This is a genomic window from Oceaniglobus ichthyenteri (assembly GCF_003057885.1).
Classification (GTDB): Bacteria; Pseudomonadota; Alphaproteobacteria; order Rhodobacterales; family Rhodobacteraceae; genus Oceaniglobus; species Oceaniglobus ichthyenteri.
This window is the reverse complement of the sequence record NZ_QAGK01000001.1, coordinates 118,696-142,729: the sequence shown is the minus strand read 5'-3', so window position 1 is coordinate 142,729 and position 24,034 is coordinate 118,696. Positions and strand designations below refer to the sequence as shown.

Genomic DNA, 24,034 nt, shown 5'->3' with positions numbered 1-24,034 from the left:
GGTGATCCACGCCCTTTGTCTGGCGGGCGCGCTGTGTGGCGCGCCCGTTGCGGCGGTTTCTGACGTGCCGGCACGGGTGGTTTCGATGAACCTGTGTACCGATCAACTGGCCATGCTGGTGGCGGGCGCGGGGCAGCTTGTGTCGGTTTCGCATGTGGCGCGCGATCCGCTCAGCTCGGCCATGGCGAAAGAGGCGGCAGCTTATCCTGTCAATCACGGGCTCGCCGAAGAGATTTATCTGATGCAGCCCGATCTGGTTATCACCGGCAGTTTTACCGCGCGTGCAACGGTTGATATGCTGACCCGGCTGGGCATTGAGGTGGTGATGTTCGAACCCGCCGCGACCATGGCGCAGATCACGGATCGTATCGAACAAATGGGCGCGGTGTTGGGGCAGCAAAAGCGTGCCGCCGCGCTGATCACGGAATTTGACACGCAACTGGCCGCGTTTCAGGCCGAACAGGGCGCGCGCCCGCGCGCCGCCCTGTATTACGCCAACGGTTATACCCTGGGTGACAAAACACTGGCCGGGCAAATCCTGACCACGGCAGGATTGGCCAATATCGCGGCGGAATACGGGTTCAGCGGCGGGGGCGTTATCCCGTTGGAGGTTTTGGCCATGGCACAGCCCGACACCGTGATCACCGGCCGCCCCTATCCGGGCGCGTCACGATCAGAAGAGATAGTGCGCCACCCGGTCATCGACACCCTGCGCCGCGCCCATCCCGACGCATCAATCAGCAACAGCGATTGGGTGTGCGGCACGCCATTCGTGTTGCGCGCCATCGATGACATGGTCGCCCTGCGCCGCGAAATCCAAAAGGCCACGCCATGACCCGGCTTGCCTTTGGTCTGTCGGGGTTGGTGGCTGTGCTGTTCATCGCCGCCCTTGTGGTTGGCCCGGCTGAGATAGGTGTCGTGCACAGCATTCAGGCGCTTGTTCTTGACGGTGAGGGGCCGGTGCCGTTGGTGATGCGTGAAATCCGTCTGCCGCGCGCGGTTTTGGCGCTGATGATTGGCGGATCGCTGGGGCTGGCCGGGGCGGCGATGCAGGGGTATTTGCGCAATCCGCTTGCCGATCCGGGGTTGATTGGCGTGTCGGGCTCTGCCGCATTGGGGGCGGTTTTGGCAATTCACACCGGGTTGGCGGCCAGCGTCGCGTTGGGGTTGCCGTTGGCGGCGCTGGCGGGGGCGTTGATTGGCGTTGGGTTGGTGATGGTTCTGGCCGGCCCGTCGGGATCGTCGCTGACGCTGATCCTTGCCGGAATTGCGATTTCGGCGCTGACGGGGGCGTTTACCGCGCTGGTGCTGAACCTGTCGCCAAATCCCTATGCCGCGAATGAAATCGTGTTCTGGATGATGGGCTCGCTTGCGGATCGATCCATGGTTCATGTGTGGATCGCGCTGCCGCTGATCGCGGTTGGCGCGGTATTATTGGCCACGCTGTCACGGGGTCTGGATGCGCTGACCTTGGGCGAAGATGCCGCCGAGGCGATGGGAATCGGCCTGCGCCAGATGCGGCTGACGCTGATTTTCGGCACGGCGGCTGTGGTTGGGGGATCAACCGCGGTGGCGGGGGCCATCGGTTTTGTCGGGCTGGTGGTGCCACATCTGCTGCGCCCGTTTGTGGGTGCGCGGCCCGGCCGGTTGTTGTGGGCCTCGGCGCTGGGGGGGGCGGCGATGTTGTTGGCGGCGGATGTCGCGGTGCGAATGATCCTGCCGGCGCGGGATCTGAAACTGGGGGTGGTGACCGCGCTGGTTGGCGCACCGTTGTTCCTGCATCTGATTTACCGTATTCGGCGCGAGGGGATATGAGCCTGCTTGACCTCAGGGATTTCGGCGTCACCCGGCGCGGGCGCGACATCCTGCGCAACATTAACCTGCGCGTTGGCGCGGGCGAATTGGTGGGCATTGTCGGCCCGAACGGGGCGGGCAAAACCACGCTGATGCGCGGCGCGCTGGGGCTGATCGATGCGGTTGGTCACAGCTCGCTTGGGGCATTGTCGCCCCACGCGCGGGGGCGCGCCGTGGCCTGGTTGCCGCAATCGCGCGAAATCGCCTGGCCGGTCGATGTGCAAACCCTGGTCGCGCTGGGCCGCACGCCGCATCTGGGTGCGGGGCAGGGGATGCGCGTGGCCGATCATGCCGCGGTTGATCGCGCTGTTGCGCGGATGGATCTGGGTGCGTTTCGCAATCGCACGACCACACAGCTTTCGGGGGGCGAACAGGCGCGCGTTCTGATCGCCCGCGCCCTGGCGCAGGAAACGCCGCTGTTGATGGCGGATGAGCCGATTGCCGGGCTGGACCCGGCGCATCAGATCGCCACGATGCAAACCTTTGCCGCCCTGGTGCGCGAGGGGCGTTCCATTCTGGTGTCGCTGCATGATCTGGGACTGGCCGCGCGCCATTGCACACGTTTGATCGTGATCGACCGGGGCGGAATTGCCGCCGATGGCGCGCCAACGGCGGTTCTGACCCCGGATCTGGTGCGCGATACATTCGGAATCCGCGCGTTCTTGAAAGATACGCCCGAGGGCCTGATCTTTCAACCGCTTGAGGTGGTGGGATGAGCGACGTTCGCCTTGCCCATCCTTGGCTGATCTTTGATCTGGGCGGTGATATGCAGGTGCTGAGCTGGGCCATCAACAGGCCCGGGTTTGTCACCGCCCGGCGCATCGTCTGGCGCGAGGTGCGAAATGCCGATCTGCCGCGCGATATGGATGTGCACGACTGGTTCAGCCGGGAACTGACGGCGCAGGGGTATGTACACACCGTTGCTTTCCTCACCTCACGCCATGTATCCAGCTTTACCCAGAAAACCGTACAGATTGGTGGCACGGTGGCCCAATGCGTCGCCACTGTGGGGTTGTCCAACGCCGAACGGGTGGGCCATCGGATGGACCGGCGCGCCATGGATTGGGGCACGATCAACGTGGCGGTGCGGCTGAATTGTGCGCTGTCACAGGCCGGGCTGATCGAAACGCTCAGCATTGCCACACAGGCGCGCACGGCGGCCATCATCGCGGCGGATGTGCCCTTGCCCACCGGTCCGGCCACCGGCACCGGCACCGATTGCATCGCAATCGCCGCCCCACCCGGCACCGATGATTACGCCGGGCTGCACACCGAATTGGGCGAGGCCGTAGGCGCCGCCGTTTACCGCGCCACGGCAGAAGGGGCGCAAACGTGGAAAACCGAAATCGGCGTGAAACTGGGCTGTGCGTGATGCTGGCGCGCACAAATCGACGGACAGAACAAAGGGCCACAAGGGGCAATGACCATGGAATTTGAAATGCAAGCGGTGTTGGCGATTTTGCAAACCGGTGGCCCGGCTCTTGCCGCGATTGCGGTTCTTTCGGTTCTGACAATGGCGATCATTTTGTGGAAACTCTGGCGTCTGGCGCTGTCGGGGGCATGGGGCACGCGCCGCGCCAACCGGATGGTTGACGCGGCCCTGTCGAAAACCAAATCCACCAACATCGCGCCGCGCGGCGTCAGGGCGCGGTTTGTGGCCGGGGCGGTGCGGGCGCGCAGCCTGACAGACACATTGGCGCGCGAGGAAATCACCCGTCTGGCCGCCCGCGAAATCGCCACATTGCGCAGCGGCCTGCGCCCACTGGAACTGATCGTGACCATCGCACCGCTGATCGGGCTATTGGGTACGGTTCTGGGCATGATCGAAGCGTTTCAGGCGCTGGAAACCAGCGGCGGTCAGGCCGATCCATCGGTTCTGGCCGGCGGCATCTGGGAGGCGTTGCTGACCACCGCCGCTGGCATGGCCGTGGCCATCCCTGCCGCTGTCGCGCTCAGCTGGTTTGAGGGCATCGCCGACCGGGTGCAAACCGATATGGAAGATATGGCCACACGGCTGTTCACCCACGGCACCGGGCGCCCCTGATGTTCAGCTTTGCCGCCCCCCGTCGTCGTCGCCGGCCCAGCCTGACGCCGATGATCGACGTGGTGTTCTTGCTGTTGGTGTTTTTCATGCTTGCCTCGCAATTCGGGCGCGATACGGCTGTGCCGCTCAGCGCGGGTGGGGGGCGCGCGCCCTATTCCGGGCCGCCCCGGTTGATTGATATCGGCGCGACAGATCTGCGCCTGAACGGTGTGGTGATCGATGCCGAAACACTGGCCGCGCGGCTGGAACAGTTGACACAGGACCGTGACGATCTGATCATCCTGCGTGCAGATGATGACGCCACTCTGCAACGCCTGATTGATGTGGCGCATTCCGTGCAACAGGCCGGGTTTACCCGGCTGTCGGTGGTGGAGTAACAGCCATGCGTTTCAATCGCCCCACACGCCGCCCGGTTACAGAATCCGCTGTGCCAATGATCAATGTGGTGTTTTTGTTGCTGATATTCTTCCTGATGTCGGCGCGGATCGCACCGCCACCGCCCTTTGATCTGACGCTGCCGGTATCGTCGAACGATGCCACCATTGAAGAGGCAGCGACCCTGTATATTTCCGCAAACGGCATTGCCGGTTTTCAGGGCCGGCAGGGGGATGGCGCCTGGATCGCGCTTTCGGCAATCGACAGGGAAACGCACCTGACCCTTCGCGCTGATGCGGCCCTTCCTGCGCCGCGCATGGCGGCAATTCTGGCGCGCCTTGCCGGCATGGGGTTTGACAGTTTCGATCTGGCGGTGCGCCGCCCATGAGAACTGTTGTTGAATTCACCGCCTTTCTGGCGATTGCGGCGGCGGTGCACGTCGGCCTGGTTCAGGAACCGGGGGTCGGCGGCGCGCAATCTGCCGGGGCTCAGGGCAACGATGCGGTGACCCTGGCGGCAAGCCCGCCATCGGTGTCTGACATGGTTGCGCAGTGGGATCGCCCGGTTCAGGCGGTGCAGCAGATCGCGCAGCCTGAAATGCGCGCGCCCGCATTTCCGGCGGCACAACCGCGCGCACCTGTCGTGCAATCCGCCCCCACACCGCGACAAATCGCGCCGATGATCGCGCCGCCCGATACGATGGACATGCCCACGCTCGACACCACCGTTCCGGCCCCGCCAACCCCCGTGGTTGAAACATCGCCCCGCCCGCCCAAGCGCCCGGCGCCGTCGGTCAAAACCCGCAAAACGCCGGTGAAACCCGCCCCATCCGCGCCGCGCCAGACCGCCGCGGGGGCAGGCCGCAAAGCCGCCTCTGGCACCAAAGGCACCGCATCGGCGCCAACGCAGAAACAGGCGGCCAACCCCGCGCTGATGGCGCAATGGGGCGGGCGAATCCGGTCTGCCATTGAGCGGCGCAAACGGTATCCGGCGGGCGTGCGCGGTGGGGGCAAGGTTACGTTGGCTGTCGCGGTCAGCACGTCGGGTGGGCTGTCATCGGTGGGTGTCCGGCGCTCATCGGGCAATGCCGCGCTGGATCAGGCGGCGGTTTCGGCCGTCAGGCGCGCGCGGTTCCCGGCAGCCCCGAAAGGCATGGGTGCGGGGGTGCATAATTTTTCATTGGTGATATCCTTTGATCGATAACCACTGACCCGCCATCGCATGTCTGGATGAAGGCCGCACCATGTTGCATCGCAATAACCAAAGGTTCTGGAACCGGATTGCCGAACGCTATGCCGCGCGCCCGCTGAAAAACGTGCCGGCGTATGAGGCGATGCTGGCCGATGTGGCCGCCCGCCTGAAACCCACCGATCGCGTGCTTGAAATCGGCTGTGGCACCGGTGGTACCGCAATCGCGCTGGCACCGGGCGTTGCACACTGGACGGCGACAGATTTTTCCAGTGAAATGATCCGGATTGCACAGGCAAAACCGGCACCAAAAAACCTGACTTTCACCGTGTCTGACGCCGCGACCGCCTGTGATGGTGGGCCGTTTGATGCGATTTGCGCGTTTAATGTGCTGCATCTGGTGGATGATCTGCCTGCAACGCTGGGCCAGATCCACAAAAATTTGCAACCCGGCGGCCAAATGATCAGCAAAACCTGGTGTTTTGCCGATATGAAGCTGTCATTGCGGGCGCTGTTCCCGGCACTGCGGGCGGTGGGCCTGTTTCCGGCCGCCAAATCGCTGAGCGAAGGTCAGTTGGGCCAAGCCATTCTGGATGCGGGGTTCGAGATTGTCGAACAGCGGCTTTTTGGCGATTATCGCCAAAATCCATATATCGTTGCGCGCAAACAGCCCGAACCATAGGCGGCATCAGAAGAAAGATTGATGTTTGCCACACGGTTGCCCGTCGGTTTCATCACGTCTTTTGCCCCGGTTTGCCCGCATGCCCGGGTCGCAGATCATGCAGCACGGCGTAAAATGCGGGCAGAACCACAAGGATCAGCACCGTGGCCGCCAACAGGCCAAACACCACCGCAATCACCAAAGGTTTGAGCGTCTGAGCCTGGGTCGAGGTTTCCAGCAGCAGTGGGGCCATGCCCATGATCGTGGTCGAAACGGACACAAAAATCGGGCGAAACCGGGCGCGCACGGCGTCGCCCGCGGCATCGGGGGCAGACCGGCCGTCGGTGCGGCGGGTGTTGATGACCCCAACCAGCAGGATCGCGTTGTTCACCACGATCCCGGCCAGGGATGCCGCCCCGACAAGCGATGGCATCGAGATGTTATAACCCATCAACACATGGCCCCAGATCACGCCCAGAAACGCCAGCGGAATGGTGATCATCACGATCAATGGCTCGACATAGCTGCGAAACTGAAAACTGAGCACAAGATAGATGCCAACCAACCCAATCACAAAACCGCGCAAGATTGACGCGACGGTTTCCGCCGAATTGGCCGCCTGACCACCGATTTCAAACCCGAGGCCCGGAGTGGTTTTGGCCAGATCAGGCATAAACCCACCCGCCAGCTTGGCGGTGATTGCGTCGGCATTGCCGATCTGCCCATCGACATCAGCCGAAACCGTCAGGGTACGCACCCCGTTGCGACGGATAATGCTGCCCCAGCCGCGCGCCTCGGAAATGATCGCGATACTGGACAGGGGCACGGTATCGCCACTGGCAAGGGCGATTTCAAAGGCAGTCAGGTCAGCGCGGCTGGTGCGGTCGGTATCGGCCAGCCGCACCTCAAGTTCCCACGCCAAATCGCCGCGCCGGATATCGGCCAATTGTGTGCCCAGAAACGCCGCGCGCAACTGGCCCGCAACATCGCTTGCCGTCAGGCCCAGCGCCTCGGCACCCGGCGACAGGGTCAGGCGCAGTTCCGGCGCGCCGGGGCGCAGATCAAGGATCGCGTTGCGCACACCGGCATAGGTGTTCAGTTCGGCCAACGTGGCGCGGCCTGCGGTTTCCAGTGTGGCAAGGTCGGGATGGGTCAGGCGCAGTTCAACCGCAACACCCTGTGGCCCGATGCCCGGCTCGGTCAGGATCAGCGAGGATACACCGGGCAGGGGGCCGATTTCGGCCCGCCACAGGGTGATGATATCGTCCAGAGTATGGGCGCGGGTTTCGGCGCCCAACAGATCAACCGCAACAGTGGCCACATGGGCGCCCGCCTCGCCCGCCGACAGATTGCGCCCCAATCGGGTGATCCGGCGGATCACGAGGGAGTGGTTTTCGGGCTGATCCGGGGTCAGGCGGGCATTGACCCGGTCTAGCGCGGCTTCGACCTGTGTTACCGCCTGCGATGTGCGCGCCAGCGGTGTGCCCGCAGGCAACAACAGCCGCGCCTCAAGAACATCGCCATCAATGTCGGGCATCGCTTCGCGTTTGACGATGCCGCCGCCCAACGCGCCGACGGTCACGATCAGCGCGCCAATGGCCAGCCCGGTCACCAACCAACGCCAGCGGATCGCGGCATCGGCCAACCGGCCCACACCCTTTTCGCGCAGGGTGTCAAAGCCATTGTCAAACCAGAGGCGGAACCGCGACGGCGCAACCTCCTTTGCGCCACTTTTCAAATGATGCGGCAAGATCAGAAACGCCTCGACCAGCGATGCCGCCAGTGCAGCCAGCAGAACCACTGGCAAAACCTCAAGTACGGCGCCCAATTCGCCCGCGAGAAACGCCAGTGGCAAAAATACCGCAAGGGTGGTCAGGAACGATGAAACGACACCGGGCGCCACAGCCGCAACACCGGCGGTCACGTTTGCAACGCTGGCCCCCTTGGCCGCATGTACGGCAATGGAATCGGCAATCACAATGGAATCGTCCATCACGATCCCGATCGCCATCAACAACGCCACCAGCGTCATCATGTTCAGGCTAAGACCGGTCAGCGCCATCCACACAAACGCCCCGGCAAAGGCGGCAGGCAGGCCCATTGCCGCCCAGATCGCAAAACCGGGGCGGAAAAACAGGCTCATCACCGCCACCACCAGCACAAGGCCGATCACACCATTCTGCACCAGCATCAACAACCGGTCGCGGATGATCGAGGTGACATCCTGCACCACCTCGATCTGAATCGTGTCGGGCAGGCGCGCGGATTCGGCGGCCACCAGCGCAGTCACACCATCCAGCACGCGCAGCGCGTCGGCATTCAGCGCCTTGGCCACATCAATCAGGATCGCGGGCGTTCCATTGACCGTGGCGCGGTCATGGGGCGGCTCGAACTGCGGATCGATCCGGGCCACATCGCCCAGGGTTAGCGTTGCACCATTGGCCAGAACCAGCACCGGAATTGTGCCCAGCGCGGCGGCGGTGTCGCGCTCGGCGGTAAACCGAAGCGTCAGATCGCGGCCCGGCCCCTCAAGTGTGCCGGCGGGCAGATCAACGTTCTGTGCCGTGATCGCATTGGCCAGAGCCGCCGGGGTCAGGCCGTGACTGTCAAGCACGGCGCGGTTTGCGGTGATCGACAGCGTGCGCGCACCAAGACCGCTGCGCGTGACCTTTGCCACGCCGGGCAGGGCGGTCAGCCGATCAGACAGGGTGTCGGCGTAAAGGTCAAGTTCGGCCAAGGGCAGATCACCCGATATGGCCACCGATGTCACCGGATCAGAGCGGTGCAATTCACGCACGATGGCCGGATCGGCGCGGGCGGGAAAACTGTCGATCGCCGAAACTTCGGTGCGCAGGGCATTCACAAAACGCAGCGCGTCATTGCCCGGTGCCATCGTGGCAATCGCGCGGGCACGACCGGTTTGCGCGGTGCAGGCAAAGGTTTCCAACCCCTCAACCCCCTGCACCCCGTCCCACAGGGGCGCACATATCGCGCCTTCCACGTCTTCGGCGGCGGCCCCGCGATAGGGCACGGTGATTTCGGCCTCGACGGCGCGAAAATCGGGAAAGGTTTCGCGCAATAGCCCCGGCGCGGCAAATACCCCGGCGGCCAGGATCAGCAAAAGCAGCAGGTTGCCCGCCGTCGGATGGCCGGTGAACCAACGGATCACTGCGCCACCTCAACCGCGGTCAGCGCCAGACCGGGGATCGCGGGGGTGATATCATCCAGAACCACCCGGTCGCCCGGAGCAAGGCCATCGGTCAGCACCACACGGCCCCCTTGGGCAAAGGCGGGTGTGACAGGGCGCAGTTGCAACTGACCGTCAGGGCCGACAAGGCGCACCAAATCGCCGTGCACTGCGGAATCGGGGATGGCGATGATATCTGTCAGGGGCGCACCCGAAAGGGTCAGTTGAACCTGCATATTGGGCACAAGCGGCAGGCGCAGCGGTGGTTGGGCACCGGCATAGGGATCATCAACCGTGATCACCACCGGCACGGTGCGCGCGCGGGCGTCAAGCGCCCCTTCGATCCGGGTCACACGGGCGGTCCAGATTTGCGTCGGGTCAGCCAGCGGCGTCAGGGTGACGTCGATCTGTTTCGCCGGAACCTCTTGCATCATGTCGGTGACTGCCATTCCGGCAGACAGATCGCCAATGAGGCGTTGAAACACGCCAACCGGCAGATGCGCCACAACTTCGACCCGGGCAATATCATCGCCGCGGATGACAACCTGCCCGGGTGCGATGGTTTGAAACCGCTCGGCGGTTACTTCGGTCACGCGCAGATTGAATGGCGCGCGCAGCGTCGTGCGATCCAGTGCAAGGCGCGCCCGGTCCAATGCCGCCTCGGTGCGGGCGGTCTGGGCGGCGATCCGCGCCTCGCGCGATGGCACCAGCCCCAGCGCATTTTCCAGCTCGGCAACCGTGCGACGGGCCAGCAATGTTGCGCGCTCGGCCTCGTCGGCGCGGGCCTGTGATACGTTGCCTTGTTCGCTTAATGCGCGAATGCGGCTCAGATCGGCCTCGGCCAATGTCTGCCGCTCACGCTCAAGGGTGAGAATGCGGGTTGTATTGGCGGCCTCGGCGCTGAGCTGTGCGGCCTCGGCGGCAAGGGCGGCCAGATCGGCCTCGGCCTGGGCGAGGGCCAGTTCATAATCGGCGGGGTCAATGCGCAACACCTCGGTTCCCGCAGCGATCAGGCGACCCGGCTCAAGATCGGGGTGGCGCCAGATCACTTCGCCCTGCACCTCGGCCACGGCCACCCAATTTGTTGCGGCGCGCAGGTTGCCCCATGCGGTGGCGGTGGGGCGCATATCTTCGGGCGCTACGGTCATCACCCGCACCGGCAGGGCGGGCGCGTCACCCGCAACCTGCGCCGGGCCGGGTGCGGTGGTGATCATCCACACCGCCGCAGCAATGCCCAAAACCACCGGCGGCAGCGCGAGAAGCGGGGCAAAGCGCATGATCGCCTCAGCCCTGCGCCCGGCGCATCCGCGCCAGTGTGCCGTCGCGCAACACGAATTGATGATATAACGCGCCAACGATATGCAGCGCGATCAGGGCCAACAGGATGACTTTCATGATGTTATGCCCCTGCGCGGCCAGTTGAACGCCGCCAAACCACGCGACTGCACCGCTGACCGGCATCAGGATCATCAGCGCGTAAAGACCGACATGGGTGAGTTTTGCCAGAATCCCCTGAATTCGGGTGCTTTCGATTGCTACCGGAACGCCGCGTCGGGCGCGCAGGGCCAACCGCCAAAGGGCAAACAGTAACACCAAAGCCCCACCCGCGACATGGGCCAGAACCAGCGGGTCAAACCCGGCCTCGACGCCCAGTTTGATCTGATCCCACGCATTGGATATGGCATCTTTGAAAAGGTATTGCGCGGCAATGAGGCCAAATGCGACCCAGTGCAGGGCAATCTGTGTGCGCGAATATCCGGTGGGGGCAGTCATGGCTGGGCCTTTCGTTGCGCTGTCCGCGACTCGGGACAGGTGTTGTGTATCGGGTTATTATATGTTAGTGAGTGATAACTAACAAGGGGGCGATATGGCTGTCCGTCTGAGTGCGAAAGACCGCAAGGCGCAGATCGTGGGCGAAGTTCTTAAATTGGCTGATGAAATCGGCCCTGACCGGCTGAGCACGACGGATGTGGCGCGCGCTGTCGGGTTAAGCCAGCCGGCGATATTTCGGCATTTTCCGACCAAGGGGTCATTGTGGCTGGCCGTAGCCGAAGACATCGCACAACACCTGACCGCCGCATGGGACAAGGCCGATACCGTGGCCCCCGATGCGCGCCTGAAGGCGCTGATCGGCGCGCAGCTGAGCGCCATCGCGCAAACCCCCGCTTTGCCATCCATCCTGTTTTCGCGCGAATTGCAGGTGGACAACCCGCCCTTGCGCGACGTGTTTCGCCGCCTTTTGGGGGTTTTCCAGATGCATCTGGTGAACGCAATCACCGATCAGCAATCGCGCGGGCGTTTGCGCCGGGATGTTTCGGCCACGGATATCGCAATTCTTCTGACGTCGTTGGTGCAGGGCGTCGCGATCCGTTGGACGCTGGGCGCGCGCAGTTTTTCTGTCGTCGAAGAAGGGCTGCGCCATTTTGATGTGCAGATGTCGTTGTTGCAACACCAAGAAAGCCGGTAACATGAGCAAATCAAATCTGACGCTGCGCATTCTGGGCGGCATTGGCATTGCATTTGGCGCACTGACGGTGATTTCGGGCGGCAGCACGCTGTTGGGCGGGCTGGATATGGGCGCGGTTGTGCCTTTCGTGTTGTGGTTCAATACGGTTGCGGGGCTGGCTTATATCGTTGCGGGTGCTGGCCTGTGGGCCGGGCGGCGCTGGGCGTGGCTTCTTTCGGTGGTGATCTTTCTGGCGACGCTGTTGGTGTTTGCCGCATTCGGTTTCAGCGTTCTGCGCGGTGGGGCCTATGAAATGCGCACAGTGTTTGCCATGGCCCTGCGCAGTGCGGTTTGGGGCGCCATTGCAGGGGTGGCACGGGGGGCATTGGCAACCCGCTGATCGCTTTTCCGCCAACCGGCGTTCTATTTCTGCGACCAGCGCAAGCAAAGGCTTGGCGGCCCCGGCCTGTGCGGGTATCACGGGCATCCGATCACCGAAGGGAGCCGACCATGACCGCCGTAAATGACAGCATCGCCCGAAAGATTGCCACCGATATCGGGGCGCGCGCCGAACAGGTCAGCGCCACGGTCGCGCTTTTGGATGCGGGCGATACGGTTCCGTTTGTGGCCCGGTATCGCAAAGAGGCGACCGGCGGTTTGGACGACACGCAATTGCGCCGTCTGGCCGAACGGTTGGATTATCTGCGCGATCTGGAAAAACGCCGGGCCAGTATTTTGGCTGAAATCAGCGGGCAGGGCAAACTGACCGATGCATTGGCGCGCTCTATCGCCAATGCCGATACCAAGGCGGTGCTTGAGGATCTGTATCTGCCGTTCAAACCCAAGCGGCGCACCAAGGCGATGATCGCCCGTGAAAACGGGCTGGAGCCGCTGTTGCGCGGGATTTTGGCGGATCGCACCGCCGATCCCGAAGTGTTGGCGCAGAAATACATTTCCGAAGCCGTGCCAACGGTAAAGGACGCGCTGAGCGGCGCGCGCAACATTTTGGTCGAAGAGTTGGGCGAAAACGCCACCCTGCTGGGCCGTCTGCGCGATGTCTTGCAAAAAGAGGCGCTGATCACTGCACGCGTCATTCCGGGCAAAGAAGAAACAGGCGCGAAGTTTTCGGATTATTTCGATCACAGTGAAAAATGGTCGGCGATCCCGTCGCACCGGGCGCTTGCCATTCTGCGCGCCTCGAAAGAGGAAATCGTCACCGTTGATATCGGCCCCGAACCCGAAGCCGGGTTGCCGCGCATCATCGCTATTATTGCTGCCGAAATCGGCATACCGGGCAAGGGGCCAGGCGATTTGTGGTTGCACGAGGCGGCGGTTTGGGCGTGGAAGGTCAAGCTGAGCCTGTCGATGTTCATGGATCTGATGACCGATCTGCGCCGCCGCGCCCATGACGGCGCGATTGATGTATTTGCCCGCAATCTGCGCGATCTGCTTTTGGCGGCCCCTGCCGGTGCACGGGCGACACTGGGGCTTGATCCGGGGATCCGCACGGGATGCAAGATTGCCGTGGTCGATGAAACCGGCAAATTGATCGACACCGCTACGATTTATCCGTTTCAGCCGCGCAACGACCTGCGCGGGTCCGAAGAAACCCTGCTGCATCTGATCCGCAAACATGGCGTGGCATTGATTGCCATCGGCAATGGCACCGCCAGCCGCGAATCCGAACGTTTGGTCAGTGATGTGTTGAAACGTCTGCCTGCGGGGGTCGCGCGCCCAACACCGGTGATCGTATCCGAAGCGGGCGCGTCGGTGTATTCGGCATCGGAACTGGCATCACAGGAATTTCCCGATGTCGATGTGTCGATCCGGGGTGCCGTTTCAATCGCCCGCCGGTTGCAGGATCCACTGGCCGAACTGGTCAAGATCGAACCACAGGCGATTGGCGTTGGCCAATATCAGCACGACGTTGATCAACGCCGTCTGGCGCAATCCCTCGCCGCGGTGGTGGAGGATGCGGTGAACGCCGTGGGCGTTGATCTGAACATGGCATCGGCCCCGCTGCTGACCCATATCGCCGGTTTGGGGCCATCATTGGCGCAATCGGTTGTGGCCCACCGCGATGCCAATGGCGCCTTTGCGACGCGCAAGGCGTTGTTGAAGGTGCCGGGATTGGGACCAAAGGCGTTTCGCCAATGCGCCGGGTTTTTGCGCATCGCAAACGGGGACGAACCTCTGGATGCCTCATCGGTTCACCCCGAAGCTTACGGTGTGGCGCGCAAGATTGTTCAGGCCTGCGGGCGCGACATTCGCGCGATCATGGGCGATGCTGGCGCGCTTTCGGGGCTGCGGGCGGAACAGTTTGTTGACGATAATTTCGGTCTGCCCACCGTGCGCGATATCCTGACCGAACTGGAAAAGCCCGGCCGTGACCCGCGCCCAACCTTTAAAACCGCCACCTTTGCCGAAGGTGTCGATGCGATTACCGATCTGAAACCGGGCATGTCGCTGGAAGGCACGGTCACCAATGTGGCCGCCTTTGGGGCGTTTGTCGATATCGGCGTGCATCAGGATGGGTTGGTGCATGTCAGCCAATTGGCCGACCGGTTTGTCAAAGACCCCCACGAGGTGGTGAAAGCGGGCGATGTGGTGCGGGTGCGGGTGACCGAAATCGACGTGGCGCGCAAACGCATCGGCCTGAGCATGCGCAAGGATGGCGGCGCGGCACCGCCACCCCGGGGGGCCGCGCCGTCAAAACCCAACCGGGGGCCACGGGCATCGGCAGCCGCGCCATCAAAGACGGGCGGGCAGGGCGCATTTGGGTCGGCCCTGGCCGAGGCGATGAAACGTTCATCCAACCCCAAGACCCCGCGCAAATGACAACCGCGGGGCAGGCCACATATGCCCCGCGGTTATCTGTTTCCCAATCGCACCGATGACGCGCTACACTATGATCCAAGGCAGGCGGAACAGACGACGAGGGAACCAAGTGATCTTTTTTCTCAAAGGCCCTTTGGTGGTGCTGGCCTGCGTATTGATTGCCATTGTCGTGGCGCGCCTGATCTTTCCGTTGCCGAAAATCGAATCGCGCTTTGACAGTATGGCCTTGCCCCCCGACGAAAGCGCACCTTTGGTGCGGGCGGTGCAACAGCAGTGGCGCGATCATCCGGGCAAAACCGGCGTTGCCGCCATTGGCAGCGGTGTCAATGCATTCGCCGCACGGATGATTTTGGCCGATGCGGCCACCACCTCAATCGATGCGCAATACTATATCTGGCACAATGATCTGACCGGATCACTGATGCTGGATGCGTTGAAACGCGCCGCCGAACGGGGCGTGCGGGTGCGCCTGATGTTGGATGACAACGGCACATCCGGGCTTGACCAATCTTTGGCGGCGCTGAATGCCCATGAAAACGCCGAAGTGCGGTTGTACAATCCTTTCAACCTGCGCACCTTCAAGGTGCTGTCATATGGGTTTGATTTCTTTCGGCTAAACCGCCGGATGCACAATAAATCCTTTATCGTTGATGGTGCGGCGGCGATTTTGGGCGGGCGCAACATTGGCGATGAATATTTCGACACCGGCAATACACCGCTTTTCGTTGATCTTGATGTGCTGGCCGTGGGTGAAATCGTACCAAAGGTTGCCGATGATTTTGACCGGTATTGGGCCGCCGAGGCGGTGCATCCGGCGGGGCCGATTGTGGGCGCCCCCCCTCAGGGCGACCCGATTGAGGATGCAGTCACCCGGTATCGCGGTGATCCGCAACTCAGCGAGTATCGCGAGGCGGTGATCGCATCCGATCTGGTGCCAAATCTGCGCTCGGGCAACTTGGGTCTGGAATGGACCGACGTGATCCTGATCAGCGATGACCCGATCAAGGGTTTGGGCGCTGTGCCACGCGAAGACCTGTTGGCGACGCGCCTGACACAGGCGGTGGGCGTAATCCAATCGCGGTTTGACGGCGTGACGCCGTATTTCGTGCCCGGGGCCGCAGGGGTAAAGGCATTTGCAAAACTTCAGGACACCGGCATTTCGGTGCGGATGCTGACCAATTCTTTGGCGGCGACCGATGTTTTGCCGGTTCACGCCGGATATACGAAACGTCGGCGTGATCTGCTTGCCGCGGGCGTCGGGTTGTTTGAACTGAAACGACAGGCCACCGAGGACAAGGCGCGCGATAAGATCGGGCCGTTCGGGTCATCGGGGGCCAGTTTGCATGCCAAGACATTTGCCGTGGATGGAACCCGGATTTTCATCGGATCGTTCAACTTTGATCCCCGCTCAACCACCCTGAACACGGAAATGGGACTTTTGATAGATAGTAATGCCATGGCCCTGCAACTACATGAAGCGTTCGATCGTGATCTGGATGGGATGGCGTGGCATGTGGCGTTGAAAAATGACAAACTTGCCTGGCACGACAAATCAACCGGCACCCATAGCAAATTTGAACCGGGATCGACCTTTTTCAAACGAATAGCGTTAACCATTGTCGGATGGTTGCCGGTGGAATGGTTGTTGTAAGACATGAAGAAATTACGTATCGCGAGCTATAATATCCGCAAGGCGGTTGGTCTGGATTGGCGCCGCAATGGCGGTCGGATTGTTGAGGTATTGGCGGAAATCAACGCTGATATTGTTGTCTTGCAAGAGGCTGACAAACGGATTGGGCAGCGTGCCGGAGTTTTGCCGGTGGATATGCTGGCGCAGGATTTGGGATATACCTTTGCCGATGTGTCGGTGCGCCCCCAAAGCCATGGGTGGCACGGAAATGCGATTTTATACCGGCCTCAATCTCTTTTGCTGTCCAATACGCAGCGCATATTATTACCATCGCTGGAGCCGCGCGGCGCGATTTCGGCGCATTTTGGTGCACCGGGAATTGAGGTGGTGGGGGTTCATCTGGCGCTGAATCGGGGAATCCGGCTGAAACAGGTGGCGGCATTGGGTGAACAATTCAAATCCGCAGATCATTGCGTCTTGATTGCCGGTGATTTCAACACTTGGCGCGAAGATGGCAATATGCTGCGCCTTTTGGGAACGGGATTTACCCAGATCGCGCCGGGCAACAGTTTTCATGCGGCCCGGCCCATGGCCGCGCTTGATCGGTTCATGCTAAAAGGTGCGTCTGCCGAAAGCGAAAGTTTCGTGCATCAATCGCCATTGTCCCTGCGCGCGTCCGATCATCTGCCGATTGTGATGGATCTTGAGTATTAATCAAGCGTGATTTCGCGCGCAATGAAGGGCCACTGTTTTTATTACGCTGTGGCCGCTTCTGAGGCTGCTCCGCCTTGCTTGTAGGATTCTCTTTGCGCGGCAAGCGCGGTGGCACGAATAACAGCCGATCCCGCGCGCTCGGGCTTTGCGCCAATCGGATGGACGGGTCCGCCAACGGAAATACCGATTTCCTGCGCCGTGTCGGCAGAGGATGCCAATTGCGCAAATCTGGTTTCGATGTCTGTCTCAATTTCAAGGGCAAACATCAAATCCGCAGACTCGGCGATTGCCAAAAGCGTTCCGTCTGCGAGAAACGCCATCAAGGTCCGATCCAATCCGATGCATTCGGCGGTGGCGATGGCCAAATTCTGACGCAGCGCAAAGGACTGTGGTGATGTGAAATCGGCGGTACTTTGATCCGGTCGAATTGCAAACACCTGAACATTGGGCACATCTTTGCGGGGTAAATGGCTGAGGTAATTCATCAGAACCAGAGGTTCGATCAGATTATTGACTTTTTCAATTTCCATTGCGCTGGCCACGGAGAAAGGTGCGGCCAATTCCAGGTTGGTATTCGATGTGGCTCCGTCCTGATATGTCGGCTGATGTGCCTGAACCGTTTCCTGTGCCATTTTCAGGCGCGTTCCCAATTCGGTAACGTCGAATGGTTTCGTTGCGTAATCGGTGGCACCGGCGCGAAACGCGTGGCCCATATTTTTCAGATCGCGCATTGCGGTCAACATGATGATCGGTGTGTGGCGATAGGCCGGGATTTTCCGGATCCGCCCACACAGTTCGATCCCGTCCATTTCCGGCATGCTGACATCAAGCAGGATACAGTCGATCGTGGTTTTGGTATCAGACAGCGCGTTCAACGCCTCTTTTCCCGAGGCCGCGGTGGTAATGTCGGAAAAGCCAACCTTTGCCGCGATCATCGGTATCAGTTCAAGAATGAAAGGATCATCATCAACCGCCAGAATCCGCATTGGCAGTGGCGAAGTCTGATCCGCGGGGGGGGCGGCGTGCGATGTTTCGGCATATCCGCCCTGTTGGGGCTGTGCCGACGGGGCGACAGACCGGGGCACAAAACGGCCAAGCGCCAAGTGGCCGAGGGGCATCAAAAACAAGACACCCGCCCCAACCACAGGGTACATCAGAACCGCAGTCGTCCAGGACACCCCAAGTAAAAGCGAAACCACAAGCGCAGCCAGACCGGCGATCATGCCAACCAGTACGTAACCTAAAATCACAATCCCCTCCTGTCTGGCGTTGCCTGCCTATACAACCATAGGTAGTTGTCGGTGTCCAACCATTTGACGGTCAAATCTTCCTTAGTCCATGCTTCGCTCACAATACGCGCGCATTTTGGAAAGGCCGGACCGGCACGGATGGCAAATTACTTGATATCCAAGGGTCAGTGAGGGATAGGGTGCGCAGGGGTTTCGCCAGCCCTGTTGCATTGCCTGTGCGCCGCGGACGTTACGACAATGAAAACCGGCAAGAATGCAATTTTATGTCGGCGGCCTGAAAGGTTTTGCTGAAAACCTATGATGACGACAACGCGCTAAGGAACTGGAAAAATGGCTGACACGTCGATCACAGACGCCTTCAAACACATGCAGGTTCCGCTGATGATCCTGGGGTCAGAGGGCGAAATTCGCCACTGCAATTGCGCGACTGAAGAGTTGTTCGGATATAAACCCGAAAGTTTAACCGGGCGGCCCATCACCGACATTCTCATGGTTTCGTCAATGAGTGATATTGTCGAACTGGTTGACCAGCCAACGGTCGATACCTTTGCCAAGGTGTTGACCGGGCGAACAAAACAGGGCGATCAGGTTCCACTGGCGGTGCGCCTGACAACATGGACAGATGCCGAACGGGGCGAACAGCACGCGCTTATCCTGCGCGACGTCAGTTCCGATCTGGCATCGGCCCGGCAGATGCAGGATGAGTTGCAAAGGGCCAACAATGCAATCAAAGGGGCGCGCATCGGGATTTTTGAATATAACCCGATTGATCAGACGGTCGTCGTATCCGATATTTGGCGCGATCTACTGGAGATTGAAAAATCCGATACGACAGATGTTCAGGAGGCGTGGCGCAGCCGGGTGCATCCTGATGAGCTGACCACGGCGCTTACCCCTGTTCGGTTGTGTCAGGAGGATATCGTGCCGCGCGCCCAGGCCGAGTATCGGTTTCGATCCAAGGATGACACACATTGGCAGTGGTTCCACACCCATGTCGCCGTGGCCCGGCGCGATGAAACCGGCAAGGTTGTCAGTGTCATTGGCGCGATGGCGGATATCACCGCGCGCAAAACCGCCGAGATCGAACTGCGCCGAAGCGTTCAGCAGTTTCGGTCATCCTTTGACAATTCCACGGTCGGCAATGCGGTCATTGGTCTGGACGGCGCGATTTTGCAGGCCAACCGCGCGCTGTGCGATCTGTTGGGCTATCCCGAAGAAAAACTGCTGTGCCTCGATTTTCAAAGCATCACGCATCCTGACGATTTGCAGGGCGATCTGAACCAATTGGAGCTTTTGAAAACCGGGGAAATACCATCGTATCAAATTGAGAAACGTTACATCCGGGCAAACGACACGATCATGTGGGGATTGCTGAGTGTCGGGATTGTCAGGGACGCCGCAGGCAACCCGGATCATTTTATTTCCCAGATCGTTGATATTACCGAACAGCGGCGGTTGAACGAAATGAAAAGTGAATTTGTCGCCACTGTGAGCCATGAACTCAGAACGCCGTTGACGTCAATACTCGGCTCTCTTGATCTGATGTCGTCGATGGATGAGGAAACCTTTTCTGACGACGTACAGCGGTTGTTGTATATCGCGCAAGAGAACGGCAAGCGGCTTCATGCCTTGATCAACGATATCCTTGATTTTGAAAAATTCTCGGCCAGACAGATGCGATTTTCACTGTCGCAACACCGCATTGCGGGACTTATCGACGACGCGATCTTATCGAATATGACCTATGCGGAAAAATATGGGATTCGGTTTGATATTGATTGCCCTGACAGATCCTTGATGGGTTTTGTGGATCCAAAAAGATTTCAGCAGGTGATGGCAAATCTATTGTCGAACGCGGCGAAATTCGCCGACAAAGGCAGCACGGTTGTTGTCAAGGTTGATACCGTGCCGGACGGGATCCGCATTTCAGTAACGAATAAAGGTGACGGCATACCTGACGTTTTCCGAGATCAGATGTTCAAACCGTTTTCACAGGCTGCCGCATCCGCAAGACGGCAAAGGGGCGGCACGGGTCTGGGGTTGAACATCACCAAACAGATTGTTGAACAAACGGGCGGCGAAATCGGTTTTCACAGTGCCGAAGACGGACACACGACATTCTGGTTTACCGTCCCCGAACAAGAACCAGTATAACGGGCAAGGGGCATTCGTGGGGGTAAACTCCCAGTACGCCCGGGCCGGAAATCATCCGATAATACGCTTTTTTGGCGCAACCACTTCGGCGCGTTTTTTTGCGGCCCGGTTTTCGGCCCGTGAAATTGCCCGTTCGAATGTCTTTCGAACCGGTTGTGTTTTATTGGTGCTGGGCCGGATCGGATTTCCAAGAGACACTTCAATCGGGAATGAAACGCCATTCTCCAACGGCAGCGCATTTTCTTCCAGTAAGGCCTGAATTTTGTGTTCCAGACTGATTGATGGCTCAAGTTTCACTTTGTGCGAAATGATGATGAATATGCCGTTGCCAGTATACCCCATCAAATAACCATAAGAATCAAATACACTGCCGATTGATTTTATGACATGCTCCAGAGCGCCAATAAATTGATCCGACGATGTCTGATCATAAATCGCCTCAATATCTTCAACTTTCACGGCGATAACCTGTGATGCGATCGCGGCGTCACGGGACAATTGAATCAGGTAATTCCCCAAAGCTGTGAGTTCAACCAACGAGTCGATGTCTTCGAACGCAATTTCGTCGGACAGTTCGAATTGATGCGTGCCAATGGGATTGGGTGTATCACTGCCTGGTTGTGCGTCGTCTTTCGGTTTAGTGGATGCGCGCGCCATGACCAATTCTTGCGCGATGCGCAGTCTGGCACCCAATTCGACAATATCAAACGGTTTATTCGCGTAATCCGTGGCGCCCGCCTTGAATGCACGCTCGACGTAATCCGTATCGGTCATCGCGGTCAGCATGATAATGGGAGTTGTGCGATAGGCGGAAAGTGATCGAATGCGACTGCAAAGTTCGATCCCGTCCATGCCGGGCATGCTGATATCCAACAAGAAACAGTCAAATGTTGACGCCGTGTCGCGCAGGGTTTCCAACGCCGCTTCGCCCGATGGCACGGTTATGATATCGGCAAAACCCAATCGCGTTGACATGATTGTCAAAAGTTCCAAAATAAATGGATCGTCGTCAACGGCAAGAATTTTCATTAATGATCCCCGGCCTTCACTGCGTCGAATTCACGCGGAATAAGCCATACCTGTATTTGCGTACATGTGATTTTCTACCCTCCCTAATACTATTCCTTAGGTTGTTGCAAGCCGATACCCAGACGCGCGCGGGCTGTTGCCGAACGCATATTTCGATCCCCGGGTTACGGGTGGCATTTCACGAGGTACAAGCCGCTTCGCAGCCGTGCCAAGGTTTGGCGGCAGGTTCGATTTAGAACTGTAATGCGCACCTGCGCAACGGTTCAGTCGTCGGTTGACAAGGCGCAAGGCAGGCTGAACCAAAAGGTCGTGCGCCCGTCTTGCGTGCTGTCAAATCCGATCTTGCCGCCTGCTTGCTCGACGATCTGTTTTGTTATGGCAAGGCCCAGACCGGTTCCGCCGCGCGCGCGGGTTGATGTGGGATCAACCTGAATGAAGGGCTCGAATATTTCATCGCGAAACGACTCGGGGATCGGTTCGCCCTGGTTCACCACGGTGATCCGGCTGTTTGTTTCACGCTCTTCAACGCCAACATCTATCACGCTGCCTGCACGGGAAAATTTGGCCGCGTTGGACAGTAAATTTGTCATTACTTGTTGAAAACGCTCGGCATCGACAAGGCAGCTTGCCTTGAAATCCGGACTGACCAGATTGAATGTCACACCGTATTTTTCGGACGATGCCATATTGGCCAGAACTGCATCTTCCAATAGATCGGCGATTCGGTGTCTCGATCGTTCAAACCGCATTTTTCCGGCCGAAAATTTTTCAAAATCAAGCAGGTCATTGATCAGAACGTGCAAGCGGTTGCCATTTTGCTGGGCAATATACAACAATCGCTGGGCCTGTTCCGAAAAGGGCGGATCATCCATTGATGACAACAGCATCAAAGACCCCAGGATCGAGGTCAGCGGTGTGCGCAATTCGTGACTTATTGTTGATACAAAATCGCTTTTCAATTGGTTCAGGCGGTGTTGTTCGGTCACGTCGACGAATTGCGACACAAAGTGATCGGGCCGCCCTTCGTCGTCGGTTACCAATCCAACGCTCAGCAACCCCCACATGATTGCACCGTCGGTCCGGACGTATCTTTTTTCCATTTGATACGATCCGATCTTGCGAGACTTCAAAAGGTCAAGCTGTGCAAGATCATGTTCCAGATCGTCAGGATGGCTGATCGACTGAAAATCCATCTCCAACAGCGCGGCATCGCTATATCCCAGCAGGGTGCACAGGGCCGAGTTTACCTGCAGAAAACGACCGTCGATCCCAACAAGCGCCATGCCAACCGCCGAACTTTCAAACGAGGATCTGAATCGTTCGACACTGCGCCGCAGCGCCTCTTCGGTCATTTTTCGGTCTGTGATGTCACTCATCGCGCCGCTGATCCGCGTCACTGTTCCGTCATGATCCCGTTCGACGATGGCAAGATCGCTCTGGAACCAGATCCAATGCGTATCGTCCTTTGATCGCAGTCGGTATTCATCTTCGTAGCGGTGGCATTTTCCCTCCCGGACCCGCTGAAGCCCTTCCATCAGCCTGATCTCATCATCGGGATGAAGCCGGGCGCGCCAGGCTTCCTGAATCACCGCCGAATCGTAGCTGCAGATTTCCAAAATCTCGCGCCACAGATCGCAAACCGCCACGGTATTGGTGACGCAATTAAAATCCCAAATGGCTATTCGGGCACCTTTGATGGCGTTGTTTGCCCGCTCCAACTCAACCCTTGAAACGCGCTCTGCGTCTCTTTCTTCGTCGATATCGCTGAGGAGAAGCGCGTGATAAATCCCGTTATCGGCATCGGTCCACGCGGTCACATGCGCGCGCAACAACAGGGTGTCGCCGGTGGCGGTGGTTCCGGTCAGCCCTTCGATGATGGTGCAAACGGACGGCGCGGCGATATATCCATTCAGCTCGGCAACCGTTTTGATTGATAAAACATCCGACATGCGCCGCCCCGCCAGATGCCCGATGTCATAGCCGAACAGAATATCGTTTGGCTGATTACTCTGAAGGATCTGCCCGTTGGGGGCGATGATCATCTGGTGTATTTCCGTACATTTTACAGCGTGCAACGAACGCGCAACAGCCATTCTATCCTGTGAGCTCATCAAAGTCTCCTTGGTGCGCGATGTTCTGAAGCGCCCGCTTTTCAAGACCCGGAAATCGTACGTATATCGGTGCTTGTTCGAAAAGATACATCTTCAGATGCCGGTGCAACTGCGTTGGCCGCCGCGGTCAGGCGCGCCGACAGGATGTTGTAATCAAACGGCTTGATGATGTAATCGGTCGCCCCGGCACCATAGGCCTGATCCATCCAGACCTTGTCGGTCATGGCGGTCACCATGATGATCGGACACTCCCCATAATCGGGGAGACGCCGCAAAAGATCGCAAAATTCGACCCCATCCATGATCGGCATCTGAATATCAAGCAGAATGCACTGAAACGGTTCACTGGTCGATGTAATCCGGTCCAGCGCGTCACCGGCGCTGGTGGCGGTCACGATATCTGGAAAACCTGCCTTGATCACAAGCATGCTGAGGATTTCAAGGATGTATTCGTCATCGTCAACGGCAAGTATTTTCATTGGCCCATCCTTTTTCTACGGTTTTTCGAGGTTAAGGAAGCGATGTCAACGATGATCAGGCCGAACCGCATTCT

At 59.5% G+C, this 24,034-nt stretch carries 22 protein-coding genes; 15 read left to right on the top strand and 7 right to left on the bottom strand.

What is annotated here, in order from left to right:
- The first annotated feature begins 1 nt into the window (after position 1).
- The 9 genes from C8265_RS00665 to C8265_RS00625 are packed head-to-tail and all read left to right on the top strand — an operon-like array spanning position 2 to position 6,143.
- Complete coding sequence (locus tag C8265_RS00665) at positions 2-835, top strand: ABC transporter substrate-binding protein (RefSeq protein ID WP_338065757.1); 834 nt, start codon at positions 2-4, stop codon at positions 833-835.
- Positions 832-1,815 carry a FecCD family ABC transporter permease gene (locus C8265_RS00660; RefSeq protein ID WP_108482049.1) on the top strand — a complete coding sequence of 328 codons (984 nt, stop codon included), beginning with the start codon at positions 832-834 and terminating at the stop codon, positions 1,813-1,815. The genes C8265_RS00665 and C8265_RS00660 overlap by 4 nt, the downstream gene beginning before the upstream one ends.
- On the top strand, positions 1,812-2,570 hold the full coding sequence (locus C8265_RS00655) for an ABC transporter ATP-binding protein (protein ID WP_108482048.1): 759 nt from the start codon (positions 1,812-1,814) through the stop codon (positions 2,568-2,570). The genes C8265_RS00660 and C8265_RS00655 overlap by 4 nt, the downstream gene beginning before the upstream one ends.
- Entirely contained in the window at positions 2,567-3,226 is a 660-nt protein-coding gene (locus C8265_RS00650) for an adenosylcobinamide amidohydrolase (RefSeq protein ID WP_108482047.1), read from the top strand. The genes C8265_RS00655 and C8265_RS00650 overlap by 4 nt, the downstream gene beginning before the upstream one ends.
- A 54-nt stretch (positions 3,227-3,280) precedes the next feature.
- Positions 3,281-3,898, top strand: a complete 618-nt coding sequence (locus C8265_RS00645; protein WP_240610929.1) for a MotA/TolQ/ExbB proton channel family protein — start codon at positions 3,281-3,283, stop codon at positions 3,896-3,898.
- A complete protein-coding gene (locus C8265_RS00640; RefSeq protein ID WP_108482046.1) occupies positions 3,898-4,275 on the top strand; it encodes an ExbD/TolR family protein in 378 nt (125 codons plus the stop codon). Before C8265_RS00645 ends, C8265_RS00640 begins: the two co-directional genes overlap by 1 nt.
- Before the next feature lie 5 nt (positions 4,276-4,280).
- On the top strand, positions 4,281-4,661 hold the full coding sequence (locus tag C8265_RS00635; protein WP_108482045.1) for an ExbD/TolR family protein: 381 nt from the start codon (positions 4,281-4,283) through the stop codon (positions 4,659-4,661).
- Entirely contained in the window at positions 4,658-5,476 is an 819-nt protein-coding gene (locus tag C8265_RS00630) for a TonB family protein (protein WP_108482044.1), read from the top strand. The genes C8265_RS00635 and C8265_RS00630 overlap by 4 nt, the downstream gene beginning before the upstream one ends.
- 40 nt (positions 5,477-5,516) lie before the next feature.
- The gene (locus tag C8265_RS00625) at positions 5,517-6,143 is read left to right on the top strand and encodes a class I SAM-dependent methyltransferase (RefSeq protein ID WP_108482043.1); all 627 of its coding nucleotides are present in this window, start codon (positions 5,517-5,519) and stop codon (positions 6,141-6,143) included.
- Positions 6,144-6,195: 52 nt separating this feature from the next.
- Here the strand turns inward: C8265_RS00625 and C8265_RS00620 are convergent, their stop codons facing one another.
- The 3 genes from C8265_RS00620 to C8265_RS00610 are packed head-to-tail and all read right to left on the bottom strand — an operon-like array spanning position 6,196 to position 11,082.
- Positions 6,196-9,291, bottom strand: coding sequence for an efflux RND transporter permease subunit (locus C8265_RS00620; protein ID WP_108482042.1), 3,096 nt, complete (start codon positions 9,289-9,291; stop codon positions 6,196-6,198).
- On the bottom strand, positions 9,288-10,586 hold the full coding sequence (locus C8265_RS00615) for an efflux RND transporter periplasmic adaptor subunit (protein WP_108482041.1): 1,299 nt from the start codon (positions 10,584-10,586) through the stop codon (positions 9,288-9,290). Before C8265_RS00615 ends, C8265_RS00620 begins: the two co-directional genes overlap by 4 nt.
- 7 nt (positions 10,587-10,593) lie before the next feature.
- Positions 10,594-11,082 (bottom strand): cytochrome b, encoded by a 489-nt coding sequence (locus C8265_RS00610; RefSeq protein WP_108482040.1) that lies wholly within the window; start codon positions 11,080-11,082, stop codon positions 10,594-10,596.
- Positions 11,083-11,176: 94 nt separating this feature from the next.
- Here C8265_RS00610 and C8265_RS00605 point away from each other — a divergent pair, with 94 nt between their 5' ends.
- The 5 genes from C8265_RS00605 to C8265_RS00585 all read left to right on the top strand — a co-directional run bounded on the left by C8265_RS00605 (position 11,177) and on the right by C8265_RS00585 (position 16,937).
- A complete protein-coding gene (locus C8265_RS00605) occupies positions 11,177-11,776 on the top strand; it encodes a TetR/AcrR family transcriptional regulator (RefSeq protein WP_108482039.1) in 600 nt (199 codons plus the stop codon).
- 1 nt (position 11,777) lies between these two features.
- Positions 11,778-12,155, top strand: coding sequence for a hypothetical protein (locus C8265_RS00600; protein WP_108482038.1), 378 nt, complete (start codon positions 11,778-11,780; stop codon positions 12,153-12,155).
- A 110-nt stretch (positions 12,156-12,265) separates the two neighbouring features.
- On the top strand, positions 12,266-14,593 hold the full coding sequence (locus C8265_RS00595) for a Tex family protein (protein ID WP_108482037.1): 2,328 nt from the start codon (positions 12,266-12,268) through the stop codon (positions 14,591-14,593).
- 109 nt (positions 14,594-14,702) lie between these two features.
- The gene (locus C8265_RS00590) at positions 14,703-16,244 is read left to right on the top strand and encodes a phospholipase D family protein (protein WP_240610928.1); all 1,542 of its coding nucleotides are present in this window, start codon (positions 14,703-14,705) and stop codon (positions 16,242-16,244) included.
- Positions 16,245-16,247: 3 nt separating this feature from the next.
- The gene (locus tag C8265_RS00585) at positions 16,248-16,937 is read left to right on the top strand and encodes an endonuclease/exonuclease/phosphatase family protein (protein ID WP_108482035.1); all 690 of its coding nucleotides are present in this window, start codon (positions 16,248-16,250) and stop codon (positions 16,935-16,937) included.
- A gap of 41 nt (positions 16,938-16,978) precedes the next feature.
- Here the strand turns inward: C8265_RS00585 and C8265_RS00580 are convergent, their stop codons facing one another.
- A complete protein-coding gene (locus tag C8265_RS00580) occupies positions 16,979-18,187 on the bottom strand; it encodes a response regulator (RefSeq protein ID WP_126623124.1) in 1,209 nt (402 codons plus the stop codon).
- A gap of 330 nt (positions 18,188-18,517) precedes the next feature.
- Between C8265_RS00580 and C8265_RS00575 the strand changes: the two genes are divergently transcribed.
- Positions 18,518-20,341: a sensor histidine kinase gene (locus C8265_RS00575; RefSeq protein WP_108482033.1), complete on the top strand. Its 1,824-nt coding sequence runs from the start codon at positions 18,518-18,520 to the stop codon at positions 20,339-20,341.
- A 51-nt stretch (positions 20,342-20,392) separates the two neighbouring features.
- On the opposite strand, the gene C8265_RS00570 is transcribed toward C8265_RS00575, so the two are convergent.
- The 3 genes from C8265_RS00570 to C8265_RS00560 form a co-directional block, all read right to left on the bottom strand.
- Positions 20,393-21,370, bottom strand: coding sequence for a response regulator (locus C8265_RS00570; RefSeq protein WP_108482032.1), 978 nt, complete (start codon positions 21,368-21,370; stop codon positions 20,393-20,395).
- Between the two features lie 263 nt (positions 21,371-21,633).
- Complete coding sequence (locus tag C8265_RS00565) at positions 21,634-23,412, bottom strand: PAS domain-containing sensor histidine kinase (protein ID WP_164512222.1); 1,779 nt, start codon at positions 23,410-23,412, stop codon at positions 21,634-21,636.
- Positions 23,413-23,522: 110 nt separating this feature from the next.
- The gene (locus tag C8265_RS00560; protein ID WP_108482030.1) at positions 23,523-23,960 is read right to left on the bottom strand and encodes a response regulator; all 438 of its coding nucleotides are present in this window, start codon (positions 23,958-23,960) and stop codon (positions 23,523-23,525) included.
- Positions 23,961-24,034: the final 74 nt, after the last annotated feature.

Bases quoted from the DNA above. Each gene is read 5' to 3' on its own strand.
- C8265_RS00575 (WP_108482033.1), top strand. From the start codon at position 18,518: ATGGCTGACACGTCGATCACAGACGCCTTCAAACACATGCAGGTTCCG.
- C8265_RS00645 (WP_240610929.1), top strand. From the start codon at position 3,281: ATGGAATTTGAAATGCAAGCGGTGTTGGCGATTTTGCAAACCGGTGGC.
- C8265_RS00595 (WP_108482037.1), top strand. From the start codon at position 12,266: ATGACCGCCGTAAATGACAGCATCGCCCGAAAGATTGCCACCGATATC.
- C8265_RS00600 (WP_108482038.1), top strand. From the start codon at position 11,778: ATGAGCAAATCAAATCTGACGCTGCGCATTCTGGGCGGCATTGGCATT.
- C8265_RS00565 (WP_164512222.1), bottom strand. From the start codon at position 23,412: ATGATCATCGCCCCCAACGGGCAGATCCTTCAGAGTAATCAGCCAAAC.
- C8265_RS00640 (WP_108482046.1), top strand. From the start codon at position 3,898: ATGTTCAGCTTTGCCGCCCCCCGTCGTCGTCGCCGGCCCAGCCTGACG.
- C8265_RS00660 (WP_108482049.1), top strand. From the start codon at position 832: ATGACCCGGCTTGCCTTTGGTCTGTCGGGGTTGGTGGCTGTGCTGTTC.
- C8265_RS00635 (WP_108482045.1), top strand. From the start codon at position 4,281: ATGCGTTTCAATCGCCCCACACGCCGCCCGGTTACAGAATCCGCTGTG.
- C8265_RS00625 (WP_108482043.1), top strand. From the start codon at position 5,517: ATGTTGCATCGCAATAACCAAAGGTTCTGGAACCGGATTGCCGAACGC.
- C8265_RS00630 (WP_108482044.1), top strand. From the start codon at position 4,658: ATGAGAACTGTTGTTGAATTCACCGCCTTTCTGGCGATTGCGGCGGCG.
- C8265_RS00615 (WP_108482041.1), bottom strand. From the start codon at position 10,586: ATGCGCTTTGCCCCGCTTCTCGCGCTGCCGCCGGTGGTTTTGGGCATT.
- C8265_RS00655 (WP_108482048.1), top strand. From the start codon at position 1,812: ATGAGCCTGCTTGACCTCAGGGATTTCGGCGTCACCCGGCGCGGGCGC.
- C8265_RS00610 (WP_108482040.1), bottom strand. From the start codon at position 11,082: ATGACTGCCCCCACCGGATATTCGCGCACACAGATTGCCCTGCACTGG.
- C8265_RS00605 (WP_108482039.1), top strand. From the start codon at position 11,177: ATGGCTGTCCGTCTGAGTGCGAAAGACCGCAAGGCGCAGATCGTGGGC.
- C8265_RS00560 (WP_108482030.1), bottom strand. From the start codon at position 23,960: ATGAAAATACTTGCCGTTGACGATGACGAATACATCCTTGAAATCCTC.
- C8265_RS00570 (WP_108482032.1), bottom strand. From the start codon at position 21,370: ATGAAAATTCTTGCCGTTGACGACGATCCATTTATTTTGGAACTTTTG.
- C8265_RS00585 (WP_108482035.1), top strand. From the start codon at position 16,248: ATGAAGAAATTACGTATCGCGAGCTATAATATCCGCAAGGCGGTTGGT.
- C8265_RS00650 (WP_108482047.1), top strand. From the start codon at position 2,567: ATGAGCGACGTTCGCCTTGCCCATCCTTGGCTGATCTTTGATCTGGGC.